The following is a 21,184-nucleotide window of genomic DNA, read 5'->3' on the forward strand; positions in this document are numbered from 1 at the left end:
TCTCCCGGAGATGACATGTCACCTTATTCACGCCTCGACGACGAAGAAGCCGAAAGCCCGCCAATGGGCGAGCCGAATGCGTTCCTTGAAGAAGCCCTCTTCAAGGCCCGCACCATCCTGCTGACCGGCGGGATCGACTTCAAGCAGGCCAAGCGCGTCTGCGAACGCCTGCTCGCCCTGTCGTCGGCGAACCCGAAGGAACCGATCCTGCTGGTGATTTCCTCGCCCGGCGGCCACGTCGAAAGCGGCGACATGATCCACGACATGATCAGGTTTGTCGCCGCGCCGGTCAAAGTGCTCGGTACAGGCTGGGTCGCCTCGGCTGGCGCCCTGATCTATTCGGCTGCGAAGAAGGAAAACCGCTTCGCCCTGAAGAATACCCGCTTCCTGCTTCATGAACCGCGTGGCGGCGTTGGCGGCCAGGCCACGGATGTCGAAATCCAGGCCCGCGAGATCATCAAGATGCGCGAACGCCTGAACCAGATCTTCGCTGATGCGACCGGCAAGTCACTTGAGCAGATCAAGAAGGACACCGATCGTGACTTCTGGATGAGTGCAGAGGAAGCCGTCGCATATGGCTTGGTCAGCAAGATCGTCACCAACCAGGGCGAAATCAAATAGGGCAAGGCCAGCGGCGCCGAGCCGCACGGCATCCTGAAAGGGCGTCCGCTGGTGGCGCTCGGCGTCTGGTGGGTATTGCATCCAGCCTGCATTGCGTGCCGGGCGTCTGCGCCCTGACCCGGCCGGCATGGTTTACAATCCGTTAGGAAAGCGTTTGCAGGACGTAAACCAATTTCTTGGACAGTCATTCCTTAACGGGTGAGGGACGCGTCTCAAGACATGCCGGTCAGAGTAGAAGACATTGCAAATGGAATTCAGCCTGTCGGGCAGGAAACGTCCGCGGCGGCGGCCTACAGCCTGTTCCTGTCTGACCCGGCTTTGTTCGCCATTCCCATTGTCACCAATGGCGCGCCCCTGGGGCAGGTGACCCGTGCGCGCCTGTCGGAAGTGCTGGCCGGGCCGAACGGCCGCGACATCCATGCCAGCCGCCCGGTCGCCCATTTCATCACGCCCGAGCCCGTCATGGCCGAAGTCGGCACGCCGGTTGCGCTGATCGCCAAGCTCGCTGCCGACGGCAACACATCCGCGCTGACCGATGGCGTCATCGTCATCCGCGATGGCCGATACAGTGGACTCGTCAGTCCCGGCGCGATCCTCACCGCTGTCGCGCAGGAAAATGCCGCCCGCGCCCGGGCGATGCAGGCCTCCGCCAAGCGCCTGGAGCAGGCCCGCACCAGCGCCCAGCGCCAGGCCAGGGACAAGTCCCAGTTCCTGGCCTTTCTCAGCCACGAAATCCGTACGCCGCTGACCGGCATTCTCGGCGTCGCCGACATCTTGCAGGACTCCGTCAGTGGCTCCGAACCACGCCGTCTGGCCCGCACGATCAGCGAGAGCGGCAACCATCTCGACCGCCTGCTGGGTGACCTGCTGGACCTTTCACGGCTGGAGGCAGGCAAGCTGCCGGTCAGTCCGTTCGCCTTCGACCTGCGCGAATTTGCCGGTGAGGCCCGCGATCTCTGGCAGTCGCGCATCGCCGGCAAGCGCCTCGACCTGCGCATCAGTGTCGATTCCGGCTCGGTGCCCCGCATCGAGGCCGACGGCATGCGCATCCGCCAGATCCTGTTCAACCTGATGAGCAATGCGCTGAAATTCACCGAGAACGGCCAGGTTACGGTGACCATAGGTACGCTGGAAGCAGCCGGCCACCTGAAGCTGCGCATGAAAGTGTCCGATACCGGCTGCGGCATTTCCGATGCCGACAAGGCCCGCATGTTCCAGGCCTTCGAACAGGCCCGCGCGACCACTGCACAGACTCATGGCGGCTCCGGCCTCGGCCTGTCCATCGCCAAGGGCCTGACCGCCCTGATGGGGGGAGAGATCACGCTGGCCGACAATCCGGGGGGCGGGACGGTGTTCATGGTGACACTGCCGGTGCTGCGCGCAGGGCCGCGCCTTGCCGTCGACACACCGGCCAAGCCGCGCCTGCGCAGCTTGACCCTTGGGCGCATCCTTGTTGTCGAGGACCATGCAGTCAGCGCCCTCGTCATCTCCCGTGCCCTCACTGCCGCGGGGTGGCAGGTGGATGTCTGTCAGTCCGCAGACGAAGGCATCACGCGTGCAAGGGAAGAACTCTACCAGGCCGTCCTGTGCGACATTCACATGCCCGGTGGTAACGGCGAGACCGTTGTGCGCACCCTGCGCGGATCGAGCGGGCCGAACCAGCTGGCGCCGATCATCGCCGTGACAGCGGATATCGGCCCGGACCGCAAGGCGGCGTGTGATGCTGCCGGGTTTACCAGCATGATCGAGAAACCGATCCGGCCGCGTGCGCTGGTCGCGACACTGGCCGACGTGCTGATGGCTGATGCCGACTCCGGCTGGGAACTCAGCGCCAAGCGCGCCTGACCCACGCTTCAGGCCGAAGGGCGGGGGGGCTCAGGTCGGCTTTTCGTCCAGTTCACCGACATCCAGGAACGGCGCGGCGTCCAGCTTCTCGGCGTCGAGAAGCAGCACCGCGCGCTCCAGCGCCGACACCAGCATGGCTTGATGCCAGTCGGGCAGGGCGTCGAACCCGGTCCTGAACGTCTCGTGCAGGGGATTGGGCGCCTTTGACAGGGCGACCTTGCCGGCCGGCAGCAAATGCAGCCAGACGCGCCGCCGGTCGGTTTCCCACTTCTGCCGGGCAACGAAGCCGCGCGCTTCAAGCTTGTCGATCAGGCTGGTGATCGTGGCGTGCTTCAGCTGGGTCGCCTTGGCGATCTGGCCGGCGGAGATTTCTCCCCCTTCGTCCAGAATGCGCAGGACACTCAGTTGCGACGGGGTCAGCCCCGCCGTCTGGGCCAGGCGTCTGGATGCCAGTTCCGTCATGCGCTGGATGCGGCGCAGCGCCTTGAGGGCGTCATCGGATCGTGTGCTCACGTGTCAGCACCCTGCTGGGGCGCGAGGTTTCGTCCCAGCGCGGTTTTCAGAGGCCCCAGATGTGCCTCATAAGGGCGCCATTGTTCAAGCCCGCTCTTGTTGATCGGGCGGCGCACCTGTTCGGAACTGGCGGTCCGGACAGCCCTTTCCGTCTTGTGAAAGTCCAGGCAGCGCTGGTCGAACGGCAAGTCGCAATAATCCAGGATGCGCCGAACCTGGCCCTCGAGATCGTCCAGGACGTCCTCGTGCTGGACCCGCAGGATGCGTCCCTCCGGCAGGACGGCGTCCCAGTGATCCATCAGGTCGACATAGCCGCGATAGTAGTTGCCGATATCGTCGAGGCTGTAGGTGAATTCCTGGCCCTCGGCGAAGAGCTGCTTGAAGCCGGACCAGCAACAATCCATCGGATTGCGGCGGGCATCGATGATCTTCGCGTTGGGCAGGATCAGGTGGATCAGGCCGATATGCCTGAAATTGTTCGGCATCTTGTCGGTAAAGAAGGGCGCGCCTTGCCGGTGGGTGCGTGTGTTCTCGATATAGTCTTCACCGAGCGCCTTGAGGTCGTCGCCGGACATGTCGTGCAGGATGCGCGGATAGCGTTCGCGGTCGGTCAGCTGCTTGCGGCCGCGCAGGCGGTGGGCGAGCGACAGGATGTTGGGCAGTTCCAGCGTGCCGTCGACCTGGGGATGCGAGGCAAGGATCTGCTCGATGAGGGTCGACCCGGCACGGGGCAGGCCGAGGATGAAGATCGGGTCGGGCGCGGGGCAGCCCTTGCCGCCCTGTGTCGCAAACAGGTCTGGCGTGCAGACAGCCTTCTGGGCGTCGAACTCGGCATGCATCTGCGCCGTCGTATAGCGCACGGTCTGGTGCTTCAGGTCGTTGCCCAGGGCGAAGGCGCGAAAGGCGCTGTCGTGGTCGCCGCGATCCTCGTAGGCCTTGCCCAGCGCGAACGCGATGTGAATGCGGGATATGTGGTCGAGGTCGGGCGCCGCTGCCTGCGCTGCCATGCGGGCGAGTTCGTCGTCGCTGAAACGATACGTCTTGAGATTGGCCAGCCCGTACCAGGCGTCGCCCTGTCCCGGCGCGACCCGTGTTGCGGCCTGGTAGGAGGCCACGGCGTCATCGCTGCGGCCATAGGTTTTCAGGGCATGGCCACGCGATACCAGCGTTGCCGGATCGTCCGGCAGTTTCGTGAGGATGTCATCGAAATGCGCGAGCGCGGTGTCAAAGTCGCCCGCCTGCATGCTCTCGATGGCGAAATAGGACTGGAAGAGGGGATTCCCGGGATCGCGGGCCAGCAGCGCGCGCGCCTGCTCAAGAGCATCGGTGAATTTTTGCCGTTTACGGAGCACCTGGATATAGTCGAGGCGCAACTGGATATTGTCGGGTTCGAGTTCGATGGCGCTTTCCAGCAGGAAATCGGCATCCTCGTGCACGCCGAGCCGGGTGCCGATATCGGCGAGCAGCCGCATCGCCTCGACATGAGTCGGGTTGCGCCGGAGAAAGGCCCGCGCAATTTCCTCGGCACGAAAGATGCGGCCTTCGTGGACGTGGTTCATCACGGCAAGCAATTCACGCGGCAGGGCGCGAAGGCGCTCGGCTTGCGCACGGGCATTTGCGGCGGCGTCTGGATGGCCCAATTGTGTGTGCAGGTCGGCCTGCAGGGTCCAGCTGGCGACCAGGGCAGGATTGCAGCGTGTGGCGCGTTCGAAGGCTCCGAGTGCCCCGGCAGTGTCGCCGAGCTTGCGCTTCAGGTGGCCTTCTTCCTGATGGGCCCGGCCGAAGTCAGGCACGACTGTCTTCAGGTCGGCCAGGTGCTTTGCCGCATCCGCGTGGCGCCCTTCATAGCGGGCGCAGACCGCCGCGACATAGAGGGCGTCCTGGTGGGCGGGCTGGTCTGACAGGATATCCCGGGCCATGGCGGCGGCAGCGGCAAAATCTCCGGCCTGCATGGCCTTGCGGGCGTCTTTCAGCGCCGCATCGGGATCGCTCACACGTGTCATCTGGTCGATATTTTCCCTGTCTGAACGAAATGCAGCGCCCTGATCCTGTCAGGGCGCTGCAGTCTCAGCAAGTGGCTGTCTGTCTTAGTACGAGAATGAAACCCGCACGCCGACTGTGCGCGGCCGCACGGGCGTAACCCGCTCACGGTCGAAGACGAAGTTGTTCGCCAGTTCGGCGTACTCGTTCGTCAGGTTGCTGCCGAACAGTTCAGCGGTCCATTTGTCAGCCGTGACACCGACCGTCGCGCCGAGCGTGATCCAGCTGTCGATCTCTGCCTTGTTGATCTCGATGATGTCGCTCACCGAGCTGTCAGAGAAGACGATCTGCGGCATCACGTGCGCGGTAAGCGACGAGCCGGCGATACGCCGTTCGAGGTTCCACTCATAGCGAGCCCGCAGGTTGCCCTGATAGGCCGGTGCAAAGGCCAGTTCCGAACCGAGCACGACATCATTGGTCGGGGTCAGAACTTCGGTCACTTCCGTATCAAGCAGGGAGAAGGCACCAGCCACTGTCAGGCCTTCGACCGACGCCGGGGCCCAGGTGAATTCACCTTCCACGCCCTTGATTTCCGCATTGGCGGCATTGTCGGAGAAGAACAGGTTCGTGATGGACGGATCGAAGATCGTGGTCTGAAGGTTGTCGATCTCCACGAAGAAGGCCGAACCGTTCAGGCGCAGGGAGTTGTTGAAGATCTCCGTTTTCCAACCGATCTCGTAGTTCTTCACATCATCCGTATCGAGCGCATAAGGCACCGTGAAGCCGTTCGGGCCAGCTGCGCCGCCCGGACGGTTCAGGAGGCCGGGCCGGAAGCCTTCCGAATAGGTTGCGAAGAACAGGAGGTCATCCGTTGGTGTCCAGTTACCGGTGACCTTGTAGATGAAGCCATCGGTTGCGGCCTTGTCGGGCGCGCCAAACGGATTGTTCGGTGCGAACTGGGCCGAGATATTGGTACCGGCCAGCTGAAGGTCGGTGTCCTGGTAGAGGTTGAAGAAGGACGAGTTGGCACTGCCTTCGAGGTCAACTTCGATATCGTACCAGCGGGCGCCGACCGTCACGGCGAACTGGTCGCTGAGATCGAACGTGGCTTCGCCAAACAGGCCAAGCTGCTTGTCGGTACGCTTGACGTCATTGCGGAAGATCAGGCCGGCCGGGAACGGTCCGGGTTGGCTGAAATACCCTGGCGATGCGTTGCCGATCTCGCCGGTGACAGCGGTATTCGTCAGCGGATAGTTGGGGGCAAACCCGATCGATCCGTCCGAATAGGCGACCTGCGTGGAGCCCGGATAGTTGAAGTCGTTCAGCTCGCGCAGTTCCAGATCGCTGAAGAAGCCGCCGAAGGTGGCGCGGATGCGATACTCTTCCGGGGTGTTGAAGCGGAGCTCGTGAGTCTGGATTTCGGTTTCCGTGCTCGATTTCACATTGAGGTCAGGAGCGTAGCAGGTGCCGGATGGCGCGGCGCCACCGGACGGATAGCTGACATTATAGTCGCAGATATAATAAGGCAGGTACTGAGCGACGAAGAGATAGTCGGAATAGTCGACCGTCTGGTCCGTCGTGCGCTCTGTGAAGGCGCCGGTATAGACGGCTTCGAGCGCGCCGATGCGGCCTTCCAGCGTCCAGGCCGTGTTGTGATAGCTGTCTTCGAGTTCGTCGTCGGTGAACCGGACGATGTCATAGTCAGCAAGATCGGGATCGGCAAAGAAGACGCCTTCGGAATCCAGGTTCTGCTGGGAGTGGGATGCCGTGAGGCGCCAGTCATGGTTGAACTCGTAGAGGCCGGTCAGGCGGAAGCCCTGATAGCTCGTGTCGTTGATATCGTTCTGGGCGATCGAGGCATTATTGGCCGCGATGATGTTGACGCCCGACAGGTCGGCGCCTGCCTGGAAGCCGGCGCGGTTGGCCTGAACCACCGTGCCATTGTCGCGTACGGTGCCTGCGGGGCGGAAGCGGCCCGACTCCGTGATGTCGAGCGTGCCGCCGACATTGTCGATATAGCCGCCCTGGTTGTCGGTATAGACAACGCCGCGTAGCGCAAAGTTGTCGGTGACTGGCAGGTTGAGAACGGCTTCAACGCTGTTGCTCATCTCGCCGCCCTGGGTGAACGAGGTCGCGGCCTTCACCTTGGCATCGAACTGGCCGAGAACAGGCTTGTTGGTGATCAGGCGGACCGTGCCGGCCTGTGAGCTCGCACCGAACAGTGTTCCCTGAGGACCGGACAGGACCTCGACGCGCTCAAGGTCAGCTGCATAGACATCAAGGTTGCGGCCAGGTTGCGAGACCGGCTGCTCGTCGAGGTAAAGGGCGACGTTGGGTGCCAGTCCGGCGACGCCGGCCGTGGTGAGGTTCGGCGTGGTCGAGGCGAGGCCGCGAATGTAGATCGTGCTCTGGCCGGGGCCCGAGCCACCGGCAGTCACACCGGGGAGTTGAACGAGATAGTCTGTGAAATTCTTGACGCCAAGCTCTTCCAGTTCGGTTTCACCGAGCGCCGTGACGGCAACGGGAATGCTCTGGGCGGTTTCGGTGCGCTTGGTGGCGGTAACGGTGACGGCCTTCAGGCGACGGGTCTTGGCTTCCGGCGCAGCTGTGCCGTCCGGGGCCGGGGTCTGTGCCTGAGCCATCGGGGCAACAAGGCTCGCGATCGCAACAAGCGAAGCACCATACATCAAATTCTTCATAGAAATTCCCTTTTGGGTCGCGTTCCAACCGAATCAACGCACGCACGCATGGCGCGACGTTCCAAGTTACGGTTGCTGGTTAGAGGCCGGGCTAGCGAGTTATTTCGATGATAGAAAGGTTTTTGCTGATAATTGTTACGGAGATTGTCGGAAGTGTTGCAGAGAGTCCTCAGTAATTGGAATTTTCTGCATATTTCTGTGGGATCGATCGGTCCGGCGAAAATCAAAGTTTTGATTAGCGACATAATTCCTGCAATAGGCGTGCATGACCAGTAATTTGCCGACTGCCCCCACGACCCCCGACTCTGCTGAGCCCACCCTGAACACCGAGTACGACACCGAGTACGAAATCGGACAGGACAATATCGAAGTCCTCGGCCTGGATATCCACAATCCTGTCTTCTTCATGAGCGCCGGTCTCGTGATCTTCTTTTCCGTCGTGTCGCTGGTATTTCCCGAGTCGACCAACCTGGCCCTCGCAGACGCGAAGACATGGACCCTTCAAAGCGCTGACTGGCTGTTCGCGATCACGCCCGTGATCGTGCTGCTGTTCTGCCTGTCACTGGCGGTCAGCCCATTGGGCCGGATCCGGCTTGGCGGAGCGGACGCGACACCCGACTTCAAGATTCATTCCTGGGTTGCGATGCTGTTTGCTGCCGGCGTTGGCATCGGCTTCATGTTCTATGGATCAGCCGAGCCGCTGGCCTATTATACAGACTGGTTCGGAACCCCCCTGGCGGTCGCCCCCGGCACACCGGCCGCCGAGCGGCTCGCCTTCAGCGCGACGATCTTCCATTGGGGGCTGGCCCCCTGGGCGATCTACGCGATTGTCGGCCTGGCGCTGGGTTTCTTCGCGCACAACAAGGGCCTGCCGCTGAGCATCCGGTCAGCCTTCTATCCCGTGCTGGGGGATCGCATCTTCGGATGGCCGGGACATATCATCGACCTGTTTGCGGTCGTGTCGACGGTGTTCGGCCTGGCGACGACGATCGGCATTGGCGCGACCCAGGCGACAAGCGGGTTGGCCTACCTGTTCGGGTTCGAGCAAACGCGCCTCATCCAGATCCTGCTGATCCTGGCGATGACGGGCCTGGCTGTCCTGTCGGTCGTTCGCGGCATGGACGGCGGCGTGAAGCTGCTCAGCAACATCAACATGGGCGTTGCCTTTGCACTGCTCATGTTCGTGGTGATCGCGGGGCCGACAGTCCTGATCTTCACCGGCATGGGGGAGAACCTTCTCAACTATGTGAAGGACACGCCCGCCCTGACCAATTGGGTCGGTCGGGAGGATATCAACTGGTTCCATGACTGGACGATTTTCTACTGGGCCTGGTGGATATCCTGGTCGCCCTTTGTCGGCATGTTCATTGCGCGCATTTCGCGCGGGCGCACCGTGCGGGAATATTTCGCGGTTGTGCTGCTGGCGCCCTTCACGATCTGCGTGGTGTGGTTTTCCGCGTTTGGCGAGACGGCGATCGCGCAGCACAAATCAGGCGTCGGCGAGCTTGCCGGCGACATGACGAATGCCTCGATCACATTGTTTGAAATGCTGCACGACATGCCGTTTCCAGAGGTGACGTCCGGTATCGCCATCCTGCTCCTGATCGTGTTCATCGTGACGTCAGCCGACTCGGGCGCGCTCGTCATCGATACGATCACCAGCGGCGGGAAAGCCGACGTGCCGGTTGTCCAGCGCGTGTTCTGGGCCTGCATGCTGGGGGTCACGGCGTCTGCGCTGCTCTATGGTGGCGGAACGGACGTGCTGAGATCCTTGCAGGCGGGCACGATCACGGCGGCGCTTCCGTTTACGGTGATCCTGCTTGTCTGTTGTCTCAGTCTTTATATCGGCATGCGGGACGAGCACGCACAACTGACGGCTGGCGACACTGACTCCACCTGACCCGGGAGAGGCCAGCCCACGGTTGATCGTGGCGCACGAGACGGCGGGGGATATCATACCGGGCAAGCACGCGCATAGATCGTCCTGCTACAAGCCCCCGTGATATCTCTTCGCGCTCGGCCATAGTCAGCGCCCAAGGAGATCGCTTGCGGTCCGAAGGGCGGATACCACCCGTTGGGGCTAGGACAGCAAAGATCGTCGTATGCCTTCGATCAAACACTCGCCCAATATCATGCAGCGTCTCACCGCGCTTCCAACGATCCCATAACAGAAACCGAGTGCTGGAGCCGCAGGACCGCCGGGTTGGCGAATGGCTCATTACTCGGCGGCTTGCACCAACGCCAACAGTTTCTCCACGCTGCGCGCCGGGTCGGCAGGGTCATCCTTGATCTCAATATCGGGCACAAGGCCGCGCGTTCCCTCTTCGCCGCTGGCGCGGGTAAAGACATAGAGCGGAGCGAGCGCTTCCAACCCCGTATGCGGCAACAGGTTGCTTTGAACCTGGGCTGTCTGGTTGGCTGGACCCTCGGTTTCTTCTCCTGCAATGACAGCGAGGCCGTTATCCTGCACTGTGGCGGCAAAGACGACGGCCTGAGAATAGGTAAGTTTACCGATCAATACGTAGACGCGCCCTTCGAACGGCTTCGGTGGTTCCGATGTCAAGCGAGTCATTTGCCGTAAAGGCACGGTGACCACCGTGCCGAGCGAGGCCCCAGGCAAACGAGCCGCGTTTTCCTCTGTCACTCGCGCCGTTATGCGCGCGGTGGTGGCGACGGGCTCAATCGAAAGATAGCCAATCAGCAGATCGGACAGATCACGGGCGCCACCGCCATTTTCGCGCAGATCGATAATCAAGGTGTTCGCGCCAGACTGACGGACATCCTCAAACGCACGTTCGAGAAATGCTGCAAACTGCGCGCCATACTTCAAATCAAACGTCGGCACAGTCAGTAGCGCCGCGCCATGATCCAGGCGCTCATATCGGAATCCAGGGTCTTCGCTGACCTCGCTCACACCGGCCTTCAAAGTCACGGTTTGGTGCGTGCCGTCTTTGTTCACGATGCGAACACGATACTTTTCGAAGCCGCCATAGGCGAGCCAGTAGTACTCGGCGAAATAGCGCTCCATGATCAGGCGCTGCAATTCCGGCGTTTCGCCACGCATGCGCGGAGCGAGTCGCGCGACAATGCTTTGCGAGTCGATGTTATTGATTTCGAGTATTTGCGCGCCGGGAGCAGCGCCCATTTCTGCTTCCGCATTATAGGCAATGCGCAAAATTCCGCCCTGACCGATGGTCACGGGCGCGGGGAACAGGCGTCCGCCGTCAGCTTGATAGGATTCGATGGCAGCCACAGGACGTCGCAGGCCCGTATGAGCATCACCGAACAGAGGATTTACAACTGCCATCGCCATCCACGCTTCAGGCAAACTCATAACCGCAGGTAGCGAGCCGCGCACTTGCTGGGCTGTTGTACTGATCACTTCGAAGTCCGCACTGCGAGAAAGATCTGGGTGCGTGCTGGTGATGAAATCCAAAAGCGCTTCGTAGTCTTCCTCGATCTCAGCGCGGGTGAATTGTGGAGTGTCAGGCGTTGACGCCGTAGCGCATGCAGTAAGCATGATGGCTGCAGTGAGCAGCGTGGACAAAACCAGTTTCATTGTTTCGCCCTTTTTGCCTTTCGGCGGTTAGATGAAGCTGGGCCTTTCGCAATGCGTTCCTCCAGCGGGCAACGAAGCAGCTCCTCCATCGCTGCAAAAACGACCTCAGATAAATCGGTGCCAATCTCGGTGTATAGCTCTCGAAATGCATTATCTGCGTCCCGAAGGACGTCTGCCAGCAGCTGCGCTTCTGTTCTGCCCTTTGGCGACAATGCCAGCACACTGCGCCGTCCGTCGCGTGGGTCGCTGTTGCGCTCGACAAGACCCAATTCAAGGAGCGCCTCTACACGTTGTGTCGCCAACTGGTGCGGCTGACGCAGTTCGCGCGCGATATCCGCCGTCGAGAGGCCGCTCCGTTCACTTATCAACAACATCGTTGACGCGGTGGTCGAGCGGAACGTCGCGCCCCGCGAACGCAACAACGCTTCTCCCTGATCGACAATAAGGTCTACCAACCGGCCGAGCCGATTTCCAATAAATGCCTCGCGCGCTGCGTGGCAATCTACAAAAGAAAGAAATGGGCCTGACATATACAACACATTGTACAATATATTGTATATGTCAAGCAGTGTGCTTTCACCCGCACAGATTGGATTTCTACTTGCAGCCAATCTCGGTCGCGAGTTTGCCCGATCACGAATGTCTGCGTCTACGCCCGATGGAGAACTGCCAGTGGGCGCGGGCGAACGTCCGGAAACCGGAAGCCTGTGCCACTCGAGAGAACCCAAGGCTATGACGGCACTTGGCCCTGGACGGACGATCAAGATTCAAGTCGAATGGAGAAGCGCGGGGGTGCGCACCTCTTCGTTCGAACCCAAGAGAAGTATAGAATGCCTGAGCGTCGTGATTGTCCGGGTGGGTTCCGACTGCCACGTAGCGGCATAACAACGTGACCGCCTCGATCTTACAGGCCTCAACGAGGCTACGGTCGACGCCCTGACCGCGAAATGCCGTATCGGTGAATAGATGATGCCTATCCATTCCGCGTGCCCCAAACTGGAGTTGGATCAAACCGCACTTAGCTGCGTATCCAACCGGCTTGCCGCCGATCTCTGCGACAACAATGGAAATCCATGGTTTTTCGCTGAAGAGGTCACGCAAGAGATCATCGTGTGTAAGGGGTGGGGTATCCCCATGGTTCGCGGCCAACTGCCCCACCATATGGCCTGCGTCATACGATGGCGCGCTGACTGCGAAAAAGCAGCGTTCCTGCCTGGGAAGTGGCCGCTCAACTCGGTTACAAGCCGCCGGATGTGAGCACAACGGAGATCTATGCTCCGTTTGACCCCTCATACTTGTTCAAATCGACCGCCGCGATCGATGATTTCCTGAACCGTGTCGCGTGCGAGTTGCGTGCTGGTTCAATGTCCGAGTTTTTGATCGAAAGATTAAAAGACGAACAAAAACAAGGGGGGTGGTGGTTCGGGGGAGACTTGAACTCCCGACCTCGCGATTATGAGTCGCGCGCTCTAACCAGCTGAGCTACCGAACCGTTTCGCTGATGCGAGGGCGCGTCTTACACGGGAGCGGGCCACCTCGCAAGCGTGTCTCCTGCTGTACAGGCGAGGCATTTCGCGGTCGCCGAACGCGGCACTGGCCGAACCTGTCCGACCGACCTAGATTGCACGTATGATACGCGCCGTGTGGTTTCTGGTTTCTCTCTTCCTTTTTGCGTCGCTGCAGCCTGCCTGGGCGCAGAGCCAGGCCGCCGAGGCGGCGTTTGCGGCGGGCCAATACGACGCTGCATATGCCGATGTGGCTGCAGATCGCGCGCCGGATGCCTGTGCGTTCGGGGCGCGGGCACTGTTGGCCAAGGCCATGAGCGGGGACGGCCAACCGCCCGGGGCCCTTTTGACGGCAGCGCTCAACGAGGCGGATACCGCACTTGCGGTCCAGCCCCGCCATATCGAGGGCCGGCTCCAGAAGGCGATCGCGCTGTCGCTGATGGTCCGCCCGATGAACCTGAAGGAAGCGCGCGATTCCGGCTATGGTACGCAGGCGCGCGACCTGGCCGAGGCGGTGCTGGCGGACGACCCCGAGAACGCCTATGCGCACGGGTTCCTGGCCGTCTGGCATATCGAGGTGGTCCATCGCGGCGGGTTTCTGGGGGCCATGGTCCTGGGCGCCAGCGTTGCCGATGCCGAAGACCATTATGCGGCGGCGGTAAAGGCGTCGCCCGGCGACGCGGCGCTGCACTGGCAGTATGCGCGGGCGCTGGCCGCCCTCAACGCGCGCAAGTATCGCAAGCAGATTGCAGCCGCACTGGAGGCGGCCTGCGCTGCGCCGGTCGATACCCAGCTGGAGCAGGTCATGCAGGGCCGCGCCCGCACGCTGTTGTCAGCAGTGGACAGTGCGTCGAGTCGCGATGTCGAGGCGCTGGCGCAGACGATGCTGTGAGCCTATTCCGCTGCGACGGCCTCTGACAGCGCTTCCTGCTCGGAGAGGAATTTCTCCGCTTCCAGCGCGGCCATGCAGCCCATGCCGGCGGCAGTGACGGCCTGGCGATAGGTTTCGTCGGTGACGTCACCGGCAGCGAAGACGCCGGGAATGTCGGTGGCGGTCGAATCCGGCGCGGTGATCAGGTAGCCGTTCGGCTTCATGGCCAGCTTGCCATTGAACAATTCGGTCGCCGGGGCGTGGCCGATGGCGATGAAGACGCCATGGAAGGGGCGTTCGTGCACCTCTCCGGTCTCCACGTTCTTCAGCCGGGCGCCGGTGACGCCGAGGGGATCCTCGTCGCCGAGCACATCTTCGAGCGTCGTGTTCCAGAGGACTTCGACCTTCGGGTTCTTGAACAGGCGGTCCTGCAGGATCTTCTCGGCGCGGAAATGGTCGCGGCGGTGGATGACGGTGACCTTGGAGGCAAAATTCGTCAGGAACAGCGCCTCTTCAACGGCGGTGTTGCCGCCGCCGACAACCAGGACTTCGCGGCCGCGATAGAAGAAGCCGTCGCAGGTGGCACAGGCCGAGACGCCGAATCCCTTGAATTTCTGCTCGGACGGGAGGTCCAGCCACTTCGCCTGCGCACCGGTCGAGATGACGACCGAATCGGCGGTGTAGACCGTGCCGCTCTCGCCGATGGCGCGGAACGGGCGGGTCTGGAAGTCGACTTCGGCGATATGGTCGTTTTCGACCTTGGCGCCCATCTTCTCGGCGTGTTCCTGCATCAGCACCATCAGTTCCGGGCCCTGGATCTCGGCAAAGCCGGGATAATTCTCGACTTCTGTCGTGATCGTCAGCTGGCCGCCCGGCTGCATGCCGGTCACGACCAGAACGTCACGCATGGCGCGCGCTCCATAGACGGCGGCAGTCCAGCCGGCGGGACCCGAGCCGATGATCAGGATCTCGGCGTGGCGTGTATTCGAAACCGTGTCGGCCATCCGGGCCTCCATTCAAAACGTGAAAACTAGTCCCGACTGGTATGGCGACTCGCACCCGAAAGTAAAAGGGGCGGAGTGCCTCATGTGCCCCTGAAGCTGGGCTAAAGAGGCTCTGAAACCACTTCGACGGTGGCGTGGCTGAGGGCGAAAGCCTCCAAAAGACGGGCTTTCACATCACGCCGCACCAATTCCGTGCAGGCGCCGGGCCGGGCGGTGACTTCCAGTGTTATCAGGCGCTGGGTCTCGGTCAGGGCCCATGCATGGACATGCGACACGCCGGAAATGGTAGGAACATGGGCGGTGAGGTCTGCCGTGATGGCGTCAGAGGACAGGCCATGGGGCGTGCCTTCCAGCAGGATGTGCCCGGACTGGCGGGCGATGCGTATGCCGGCGTAGAATACCAGCAAGGCCACCAGCACCGAGAGAATCGGGTCGGCGGCCATCCAGCCGGTGGTGAGAATGATGGCAGCCGCGGCAATCGCGGCGACCGAGCCCAGCATGTCGCCGGCGACGTGCCAGAGCGCGCCCTGCATGTTGAGATCGTCCTTGCTGCCGCCATGCAGCACCAGGAAGGCGATGATGTTCACGCCAAGGCCCGCGATGGCCACCACCATCAGCGTTCCGCCCATCACCTCGACCGGCTGCATCAGGCGGTGGATCGCCTCCCAGACGATCCAGATCGCCAGCAGGACCAGCAGGATACCATTGGTGAACGCGGCCAGGATCTTCATCCGCGAGAAGCCATAGGAGCGCGTCGCGTCAGCCGGGCGCTCGGCCAGCTTGTAGCCGACCCAGGCGAGGGCCAGCGAGCCGGCATCGGTCAGCATGTGCGCCGCATCGGCCAGCAGCGCGAGCGACCCGGAGATGATCCCGCCGGCGACTTCCGCAAACATGAATGCCGCCGTCAGCACAGCGGCGATGGCAACGCGGCGGCGGCTGTCGGCGGAGGTCATATCGGCATGCGTATGGTCGTGACCATGCCCGTCGCCATGGTCGTGGCCATGATCGTGCGAATGCGCCTTGCTGCTCATGACACTGAGGTGGCGTCGTTTTGCGCCAGCGTCAATTCATGTGTGATAGCGTTGCAATAACAGCAGGGCAGGGCGTTCGCGCCATGCACGAACAAATGCACGGAAAAAGCACGGATGCAGCCCGGAGCGTGCACGAGCGCGCCGGGCCTTGCACGAACGGGCCGTGCATGGCCTGATGACAGAAAATTCCCCGGAGGACCGAGACCCATGACATTGCCGCGCCTGCGCCAGCTGGTCATTGCCAGCGAGACAAACGACACGATCGACACGCTGAAAGACGTTTTCGGCCTGGGTGAGCCCTTCCCTGATCCGGGCGTGGGCGAGTTCGGCCTGGTCAATGGCGTGTTCGCGATTGGCGACCAGTTCCTTGAAGTGGTGGTGCCGGTGGCCGAGACGGCGCCGGCGGCGCGGTTCATCGCACGCGGCGGGCCGGGCGGCTACATGGCGATCTTCCAGACCGATGACCTGGAAGGCGTGCGCACCAAAGCCGATGGCATGGGCATCCGGCGGGTCTGGAATGCGGACCTGGAAGACATTTCTGCCAGCCACCTGCACCCTGCGGATATTGGCGCAGCGATTGTTTCGGTTGATGAAGCACGTCCCGCGAACAGCTGGCGCTGGGGCGGGCCGGACTGGAACCGCCGCAGCAAGGCTGGCCGCCTGACCGGCGCCGTCATCGAAAGCCCGGACCCTGACGCACTGGCAAAGCGGTGGAGCGAAGTGTTGGGCGCAGGGCTGGCAGGGCGCAAAGTCCAGCTGGAAGATGCAGCGCTGGAATTTGCGCCCGCAGAGACGGAACGCCTTGTTGCCTTCCGCATGAATTTTCCGGATACGGAAGATATTCTGGCGCGCGCAAAGCGCGCGGGCCTGGCGGTTGACGGGCAAACGATACACGTCGCGGGCGTGTCACTCGTTCTGGAATGACCAGCATTTGCGGCCGCGATGCACGCGGACAATCACGCCGATGAATGCGGTAAGTCGGCGTGCAAATGCGCGCTGGCCAGCTTTTTAGAAAGACAAGTAATTTCAATATATTAGGTGATGTTTAACGCGGGATTGGGTGCGCGTGGGCCGGCGGATTGCATGCAAAAGTTTGACCGGGGCGCGATTTGAATTACTGATCTGCGGGACGAAAAATGACATGGGGACGACTCGACATGACGATCAGGAATATGGCCGCCTTTGGCGTTGCAGTTGCATTTGCAGGCATGGCCGCAGCGCAAGGCGCCCTTGGGATTTTTGGCGAAGAGGAAGAGGTTGAACTGGAAGGGCTGAATATTCGCCCGGGGCTTTACGACGTGACGATTACGCAAACCCAATCCGGATATGCGAATGGTGAGCGGATCGAGCAGCCACCACAGAGCCAATCCGGACAAATGTGCGTTCAGCCTGAGGGCGACATTTTGCGGGCAGAGGCTTTCAATAGGCCAGGCTGTGAGATCACCGTCCGCGATGTGGATAGTGTTGGCGTGTATTTTAACATGGCCTGCAAGCATGGCGGGCAGGAGATGGCTGGCGTGTGGAAGATTGGGGCCGGTCACATGAAGAAGGGGTATCTGTCAGAGCATTTTTTCAGTTTGCCCGGTGGGCGCGCAGCGTCGCAAACATTCTACGTCTCAGGCGGTCTGCATAGCCAGGTAGATGAAGTCTCGGCGTCCCTGAGCGTTGAGCAGCAATTTGAGTATGCGGGGGAGTGCCCGGCATAGGGATTGGCGCGGGGCGGGCCGAATGGAGGGTATCGCTCCGCTCAACCCGCCCCACACTTGCTCAGGCGGAATTTTCGGACGTGCTTACCAGCGATAAATACAACCAAAGCGAGTGAAATTGCTCGCATGTGGAGAAATTGTACCCCATGTGTTCTTGAAAGTAGATGAATCCACACCCATCTACTCAAAACTTTTTCAGGAGAACATTGAAATGGCTGATGAAAAAATTCGGTATCCGCAAATACCTTCCAAGGTGTGGTGGAGTCTACGAGAGAAAATCAAAAAGAGCCCGAATTCTCCGATTTCAGAGACTTTCATCAGCGTAGAACTTGGTGTCCAAACCACCGCAGCCAAGGCGTACCTCAGCGAGATAAAGGCAGTCGGCCTGATTGATGATGAGGGACGGCCCACGGAGCGTGGGAAGAATTGGCGACTGGACGACGAGCATTATACTCAGGCGGTAGAGCAGATGCTATCGGACGCTTACCCAGCAGAATTAATTGATATCGCGCCACCTGGAGAGAATGACAGAGCGAAAGCCGTTTCTTGGTTCGAGACCGCTGCTGGTCTGGGACAAGGTGCTGCAGGCAACAAGGCTGCGACTTACTTTCTGATAGGCACCCCTGTGCCACCCAATGAGCCACCGACGACAAAGCCGAGTAATGGAGCAGCCAAGAAAAAAGTGCCACCGAAAGCAACGAAAGATGCGGCAACGACACCAAATGACGTGAGCGTTGATGGGCCAAAAATAGATGTGGTTCCGATCAACGTAAATGTGCAAATCCATATAAGTGCGGACGCCACTGGCGAGCAGATTGAAGCAATCTTTCTGAATATGAAGAAATACCTGCGATAGATGATTTTTGGGATCAAAGAACTTCAAAAGTCCATTGACCAGATCGGTCTTGGCGCCAAGACAATTTCTATTCCAGCGAGTTCGTTTCAAGACGTTGAAGTCGAGGACAGGAATGGTGTTAGCATCTTTGATGAATATGTCGCCGTAATAGACGATGACGATATAATCAGTGTGACACGAGACCTGTTTGCTTCCGGATTTCATTCTGAGGCTGTCGAAGCGGCGTTTAAGTTGCTTGATGATCAAGTGCGCTCGGCTTCTGGGATTCCAAAGTCAGGAGCAGGTCTCATGGAAAAGGTTTTTTCCCCAAGCAACCCGGTTATCGCACTGAATGCTGGCCTGACGCAAAGTGAATTGGATGAGCAGGCGGGCTATCATCGAATTTTCTCTGGTTCAATGCTCGGAATACGTAATCCGTGCGCTCACGAATTAACATGGATTTCCGATGCCAAAGCAGCGCTGGAAGCCTTGATCCTTTGTCAGCATTTAACGAAGAAGCTAAAGCGCGCCATGGCGGCAAAACTGCCTTAGACATCCACCTCGGCTTCAAGCGCGAACTCTTCGATGAATTCGCGGCGGGGTTCCACGACGTCGCCCATCAGTTTGGTGAACATGTCGTCGGCTTCGTCGGCATGGTCGACGCGGACCTGCAGCAGGGTGCGGGCGTTGGAGTCGAGCGTGGTTTCCCAGAGCTGGTCGGCGTTCATTTCACCAAGGCCCTTGTAGCGCTGGACCTTGAGGCCCTTGCGGCCGCTGTTCAGCACGGCATCGAGCAGGGAGGCGGGGCCGACGACCTGTACGTCGCCGCCCTTTTCCTGGCGCAGGATGGAGGGGTCGGTGTAGATATCGGCGATGCCGGCGGCGCGCTCGGAAAGGCGCACGGCGTCCTGGCTGGCGAGCAGGGCCGGCGGCAGGATGGCCACTTCCTCGACGCCGCGCACGGTGCGCTTGAGCACGAGGCCGCCGTTTTCAAACGTGCCTTCCCATGTCTCCTCGCCTTCCTCTGCCAGCAGGTTGAGGCGCGCGGCGGTGGCCACGGCGGTCTCTTCCGGTGCATTGGGCGCCATCGCGCCGGCAAGCGCGGCGTGCTCGACCAGGTCTGCAGGGGCGCGCTGGGCGAGGCGCTTCAGGGCGGCGCGGAAATTGGAGGCCTGCCGCACGCGGTCGCGCAGGTCTTCGCCGCCGATCTGCGTGCCGTCGGCCAGGATCAGCGTTTCGCCGCTGGTGCCTTCGCCGATGAGGTAGGCTTCCAGTTCGGCGTCATCCTTGACGTAGCGCTCTGACCGGCCGCGCGTCACCTTGTAGAGCGGCGGCTGGGCGATGTAGAGGTACCCGCGCTCGATGATTTCGGGCATCTGGCGGTAGAAGAAGGTGAGCAGCAGCGTGCGGATGTGTGCGCCATCGACATCAGCATCGGTCATGATGATGATCTTGTGGTAGCGCAGCTTCTCGATGTTGAATTCGTCGCGGCCGATACCGGCGCCGAGTGCCATGATCAGTGTACCGATCTGGTCGGACGACAGCATCTTGTCGAAGCGGGCGCGCTCGACGTTCAGGATCTTGCCGCGCAGGGGCAGGATGGCCTGGTTGTCGCGCGACCGGCCCTGCTTGGCAGAGCCACCAGCGGAATCACCCTCGACGATGAAGATTTCGGACTTGGCCGGGTCTTTTTCCTGGCAGTCGGCAAGCTTGCCGGGCAGGGACGAGATGTCGAGGGCAGACTTGCGGCGGGTGAGTTCCCGCGCCTTGCGGGCGGCCTCGCGCGCGGCTGCGGCCTCGACGATCTTCATCATGATCTCGTGGGCTTCCTTGGGATGCTCCTCGAACCATTCCGACAGTTTCTCGCCCATCAGGGATTCCACCACGGGGCGGACCTCGGACGAGACGAGCTTGTCCTTTGTCTGTGAACTGAATTTCGGGTCAGGCACCTTGACGCTGAGCACGCAGGTGAGGCCCTCGCGGGCATCATCACCGGAAATCTCGACCTTGGACTTCTTCGCGATGCCGGTCTCGTTGGCATACTTGTTGATGATCCGGGTCAGCGCGCCACGGAAACCGGCCAGGTGGGTGCCGCCGTCGCGCTGGGGGATGTTGTTGGTGAAGCAGAGCACGTTCTCGTGGTAGCCGTCATTCCATTCCAGGGCGGCCTCGACGGTGACACCGTCCTTTTCGCCGATGACATAGATCGGGTCTGGCACGATCGGTGTCTTCTGGCGGTCCAGGTGCTGGACGAATGCCTTCACGCCGCCTTCGTACATCAGGTCGATTTCGTAGACTTCGGCCTCGCGCTCGTCACGGAAGATGATGTGCACGCCGCTGTTGAGGAAGGCGAGCTCGCGCAGGCGGTGTTCCAGCGTCTTGCGATCATAGTCGGTCATCGTGAACGTGGAGGTCGACGCCAGGAAGCGCACGGCGGTGCCGGTGTACGGCTTGCCCTTGTCGGTCATCGGCGACGGGCCGCGCGTGATGAGCGGCGCCTCGACGCGGCCGCCATCGACGAAGCGGACCCAGTGCTCTTTCCCTTCGCGGTGAATGGTCAGTTCCAGCCAGTCGGACAGGGCGTTGACGACCGAGACGCCGACGCCGTGCAGGCCGCCGGAGACCTTGTAGGAGTTCTGGTCGAATTTCCCGCCCGCGTGCAGCTGGGTCATGATGACTTCGGCCGCCGAGACGCCTTCGCCACTGTGCTTGCCAACGGGGATGCCGCGGCCATTGTCGGTGATCTCGGCGCTGCCATCGGCCAGCAGGGTGACGGTGACGCGGTCGGCATGGCCGGCCAGGGCTTCATCGATGGAATTGTCGACGACTTCGTAGATCATGTGGTGCAGGCCCGAGCCGTCATCGGTGTCACCGATGTACATGCCGGGGCGCTTGCGGACGGCCTCCAGGCCCTTCAGGACCTTGATGCTGTCTGCGCCATATTCGGGGGTTTCACCCATGATGTCTTCAGCCATTCCGGCATCCTCGTCGATTCGTCAGATTACCCTGCAAATA

17 protein-coding genes, 1 tRNA gene and 1 pseudogene are annotated in these 21,184 nt (G+C 61.2%); 8 read left to right on the top strand and 11 right to left on the bottom strand.

Features of this window, described 5'->3' with window-relative positions; all coding sequences use genetic code 11:
* The first annotated feature begins 15 nt into the window (after positions 1-15).
* Positions 16-621: an ATP-dependent Clp protease proteolytic subunit gene (locus tag HJO_RS08385; RefSeq protein ID WP_035615953.1), complete on the top strand. Its 606-nt coding sequence runs from the start codon at positions 16-18 to the stop codon at positions 619-621.
* 219 nt (positions 622-840) lie between these two features.
* On the top strand, positions 841-2,466 hold the full coding sequence (locus HJO_RS08390) for an ATP-binding protein (protein WP_051618415.1): 1,626 nt from the start codon (positions 841-843) through the stop codon (positions 2,464-2,466).
* Between the two features lie 30 nt (positions 2,467-2,496).
* Here the strand turns inward: HJO_RS08390 and HJO_RS08395 are convergent, their stop codons facing one another.
* The 3 genes from HJO_RS08395 to HJO_RS08405 all read right to left on the bottom strand — a co-directional run bounded on the left by HJO_RS08395 (position 2,497) and on the right by HJO_RS08405 (position 7,658).
* The gene (locus HJO_RS08395; protein ID WP_035615955.1) at positions 2,497-2,979 is read right to left on the bottom strand and encodes a MarR family winged helix-turn-helix transcriptional regulator; all 483 of its coding nucleotides are present in this window, start codon (positions 2,977-2,979) and stop codon (positions 2,497-2,499) included.
* Complete coding sequence (locus HJO_RS08400) at positions 2,976-4,982, bottom strand: tetratricopeptide repeat-containing sulfotransferase family protein (RefSeq protein WP_051618416.1); 2,007 nt, start codon at positions 4,980-4,982, stop codon at positions 2,976-2,978. The genes HJO_RS08395 and HJO_RS08400 overlap by 4 nt, the downstream gene beginning before the upstream one ends.
* Positions 4,983-5,066: 84 nt before the next feature.
* Positions 5,067-7,658 (bottom strand): TonB-dependent receptor, encoded by a 2,592-nt coding sequence (locus HJO_RS08405; protein ID WP_035615958.1) that lies wholly within the window; start codon positions 7,656-7,658, stop codon positions 5,067-5,069.
* A gap of 265 nt (positions 7,659-7,923) precedes the next feature.
* Between HJO_RS08405 and HJO_RS08410 the strand changes: the two genes are divergently transcribed.
* Positions 7,924-9,558 (top strand): BCCT family transporter, encoded by a 1,635-nt coding sequence (locus tag HJO_RS08410; protein ID WP_084141775.1) that lies wholly within the window; start codon positions 7,924-7,926, stop codon positions 9,556-9,558.
* Positions 9,559-9,619: 61 nt separating this feature from the next.
* On the opposite strand, the pseudogene HJO_RS18940 reads toward HJO_RS08410, so the two are convergent.
* The 5 genes and pseudogenes from HJO_RS18940 to HJO_RS08430 all read right to left on the bottom strand — a co-directional run.
* Positions 9,620-9,877 (bottom strand): annotated as a pseudogene (locus HJO_RS18940) (IS30 family transposase); the annotation flags it as partial.
* Complete coding sequence (locus tag HJO_RS08415; protein ID WP_035615966.1) at positions 9,877-11,217, bottom strand: S41 family peptidase; 1,341 nt, start codon at positions 11,215-11,217, stop codon at positions 9,877-9,879. The pseudogene HJO_RS18940 and the gene HJO_RS08415, both read right to left, overlap by 1 nt.
* Positions 11,214-11,747, bottom strand: coding sequence for a MarR family winged helix-turn-helix transcriptional regulator (locus tag HJO_RS17670; protein ID WP_084141781.1), 534 nt, complete (start codon positions 11,745-11,747; stop codon positions 11,214-11,216). Before HJO_RS17670 ends, HJO_RS08415 begins: the two co-directional genes overlap by 4 nt.
* 103 nt (positions 11,748-11,850) lie before the next feature.
* On the bottom strand, positions 11,851-12,510 hold the full coding sequence (locus tag HJO_RS18945) for a GNAT family N-acetyltransferase (RefSeq protein WP_084141784.1): 660 nt from the start codon (positions 12,508-12,510) through the stop codon (positions 11,851-11,853).
* 122 nt (positions 12,511-12,632) lie between these two features.
* Positions 12,633-12,709: transfer RNA gene (locus HJO_RS08430), tRNA-Met, on the bottom strand.
* Between the two features lie 149 nt (positions 12,710-12,858).
* On the opposite strand from HJO_RS08430, the gene HJO_RS08435 reads away from it, so the two are divergent.
* Complete coding sequence (locus tag HJO_RS08435) at positions 12,859-13,614, top strand: hypothetical protein (RefSeq protein ID WP_156945505.1); 756 nt, start codon at positions 12,859-12,861, stop codon at positions 13,612-13,614.
* A 2-nt stretch (positions 13,615-13,616) separates the two neighbouring features.
* On the opposite strand, the gene trxB is transcribed toward HJO_RS08435, so the two are convergent.
* Both trxB and HJO_RS08445 read right to left on the bottom strand, forming a co-directional pair.
* Entirely contained in the window at positions 13,617-14,597 is a 981-nt protein-coding gene (gene trxB / locus HJO_RS08440; RefSeq protein WP_035616196.1) for a thioredoxin-disulfide reductase, read from the bottom strand.
* A 101-nt stretch (positions 14,598-14,698) separates the two neighbouring features.
* Positions 14,699-15,628 (bottom strand): cation diffusion facilitator family transporter, encoded by a 930-nt coding sequence (locus HJO_RS08445; RefSeq protein ID WP_035615976.1) that lies wholly within the window; start codon positions 15,626-15,628, stop codon positions 14,699-14,701.
* A 207-nt stretch (positions 15,629-15,835) separates the two neighbouring features.
* Between HJO_RS08445 and HJO_RS08450 the strand changes: the two genes are divergently transcribed.
* The 4 genes from HJO_RS08450 (at position 15,836) to HJO_RS17680 (ending at position 18,721) form a co-directional block, all read left to right on the top strand.
* Positions 15,836-16,552 (top strand): VOC family protein, encoded by a 717-nt coding sequence (locus HJO_RS08450; protein ID WP_035615979.1) that lies wholly within the window; start codon positions 15,836-15,838, stop codon positions 16,550-16,552.
* Between the two features lie 233 nt (positions 16,553-16,785).
* On the top strand, positions 16,786-17,334 hold the full coding sequence (locus HJO_RS08455; protein ID WP_035615985.1) for a DUF3617 domain-containing protein: 549 nt from the start codon (positions 16,786-16,788) through the stop codon (positions 17,332-17,334).
* A 211-nt stretch (positions 17,335-17,545) separates the two neighbouring features.
* Complete coding sequence (locus HJO_RS08460) at positions 17,546-18,190, top strand: DUF5343 domain-containing protein (RefSeq protein ID WP_156945508.1); 645 nt, start codon at positions 17,546-17,548, stop codon at positions 18,188-18,190.
* Complete coding sequence (locus HJO_RS17680) at positions 18,191-18,721, top strand: TIGR02391 family protein (RefSeq protein ID WP_051618419.1); 531 nt, start codon at positions 18,191-18,193, stop codon at positions 18,719-18,721. It begins immediately after the preceding gene.
* Here HJO_RS17680 and gyrB read toward each other — a convergent pair.
* Entirely contained in the window at positions 18,718-21,144 is a 2,427-nt protein-coding gene (gyrB, locus tag HJO_RS08470) for a DNA topoisomerase (ATP-hydrolyzing) subunit B (protein ID WP_035615990.1), read from the bottom strand. The two genes, HJO_RS17680 and gyrB, sit on opposite strands and share 4 nt — an antisense overlap.
* Positions 21,145-21,184: the final 40 nt, after the last annotated feature.

The sequence above is a fragment of the Hyphomonas johnsonii MHS-2 genome, assembly GCF_000685275.1.
Taxonomy (GTDB): Bacteria; Pseudomonadota; Alphaproteobacteria; order Caulobacterales; family Hyphomonadaceae; genus Hyphomonas; species Hyphomonas johnsonii.

Excerpts from the sequence above, each read along its gene's own strand:
- HJO_RS08385 (WP_035615953.1), top strand. The coding sequence starts at position 16 with ATGTCACCTTATTCACGCCTCGACGACGAAGAAGCCGAAAGCCCGCCA.
- HJO_RS08390 (WP_051618415.1), top strand. The coding sequence starts at position 841 with ATGCCGGTCAGAGTAGAAGACATTGCAAATGGAATTCAGCCTGTCGGG.
- HJO_RS08400 (WP_051618416.1), bottom strand. The coding sequence starts at position 4,982 with ATGACACGTGTGAGCGATCCCGATGCGGCGCTGAAAGACGCCCGCAAG.
- HJO_RS08405 (WP_035615958.1), bottom strand. The coding sequence starts at position 7,658 with ATGAAGAATTTGATGTATGGTGCTTCGCTTGTTGCGATCGCGAGCCTT.
- HJO_RS08410 (WP_084141775.1), top strand. The coding sequence starts at position 7,924 with ATGACCAGTAATTTGCCGACTGCCCCCACGACCCCCGACTCTGCTGAG.
- HJO_RS08415 (WP_035615966.1), bottom strand. The coding sequence starts at position 11,217 with ATGAAACTGGTTTTGTCCACGCTGCTCACTGCAGCCATCATGCTTACT.
- HJO_RS17670 (WP_084141781.1), bottom strand. The coding sequence starts at position 11,747 with ATGTCAGGCCCATTTCTTTCTTTTGTAGATTGCCACGCAGCGCGCGAG.
- HJO_RS18945 (WP_084141784.1), bottom strand. The coding sequence starts at position 12,510 with ATGAGGGGTCAAACGGAGCATAGATCTCCGTTGTGCTCACATCCGGCG.
- trxB (WP_035616196.1), bottom strand. The coding sequence starts at position 14,597 with ATGGCCGACACGGTTTCGAATACACGCCACGCCGAGATCCTGATCATC.
- HJO_RS08445 (WP_035615976.1), bottom strand. The coding sequence starts at position 15,628 with ATGAGCAGCAAGGCGCATTCGCACGATCATGGCCACGACCATGGCGAC.
- HJO_RS08450 (WP_035615979.1), top strand. The coding sequence starts at position 15,836 with ATGACATTGCCGCGCCTGCGCCAGCTGGTCATTGCCAGCGAGACAAAC.
- HJO_RS08455 (WP_035615985.1), top strand. The coding sequence starts at position 16,786 with ATGACGATCAGGAATATGGCCGCCTTTGGCGTTGCAGTTGCATTTGCA.
- HJO_RS08460 (WP_156945508.1), top strand. The coding sequence starts at position 17,546 with ATGGCTGATGAAAAAATTCGGTATCCGCAAATACCTTCCAAGGTGTGG.
- HJO_RS17680 (WP_051618419.1), top strand. The coding sequence starts at position 18,191 with ATGATTTTTGGGATCAAAGAACTTCAAAAGTCCATTGACCAGATCGGT.
- gyrB (WP_035615990.1), bottom strand. The coding sequence starts at position 21,144 with ATGGCTGAAGACATCATGGGTGAAACCCCCGAATATGGCGCAGACAGC.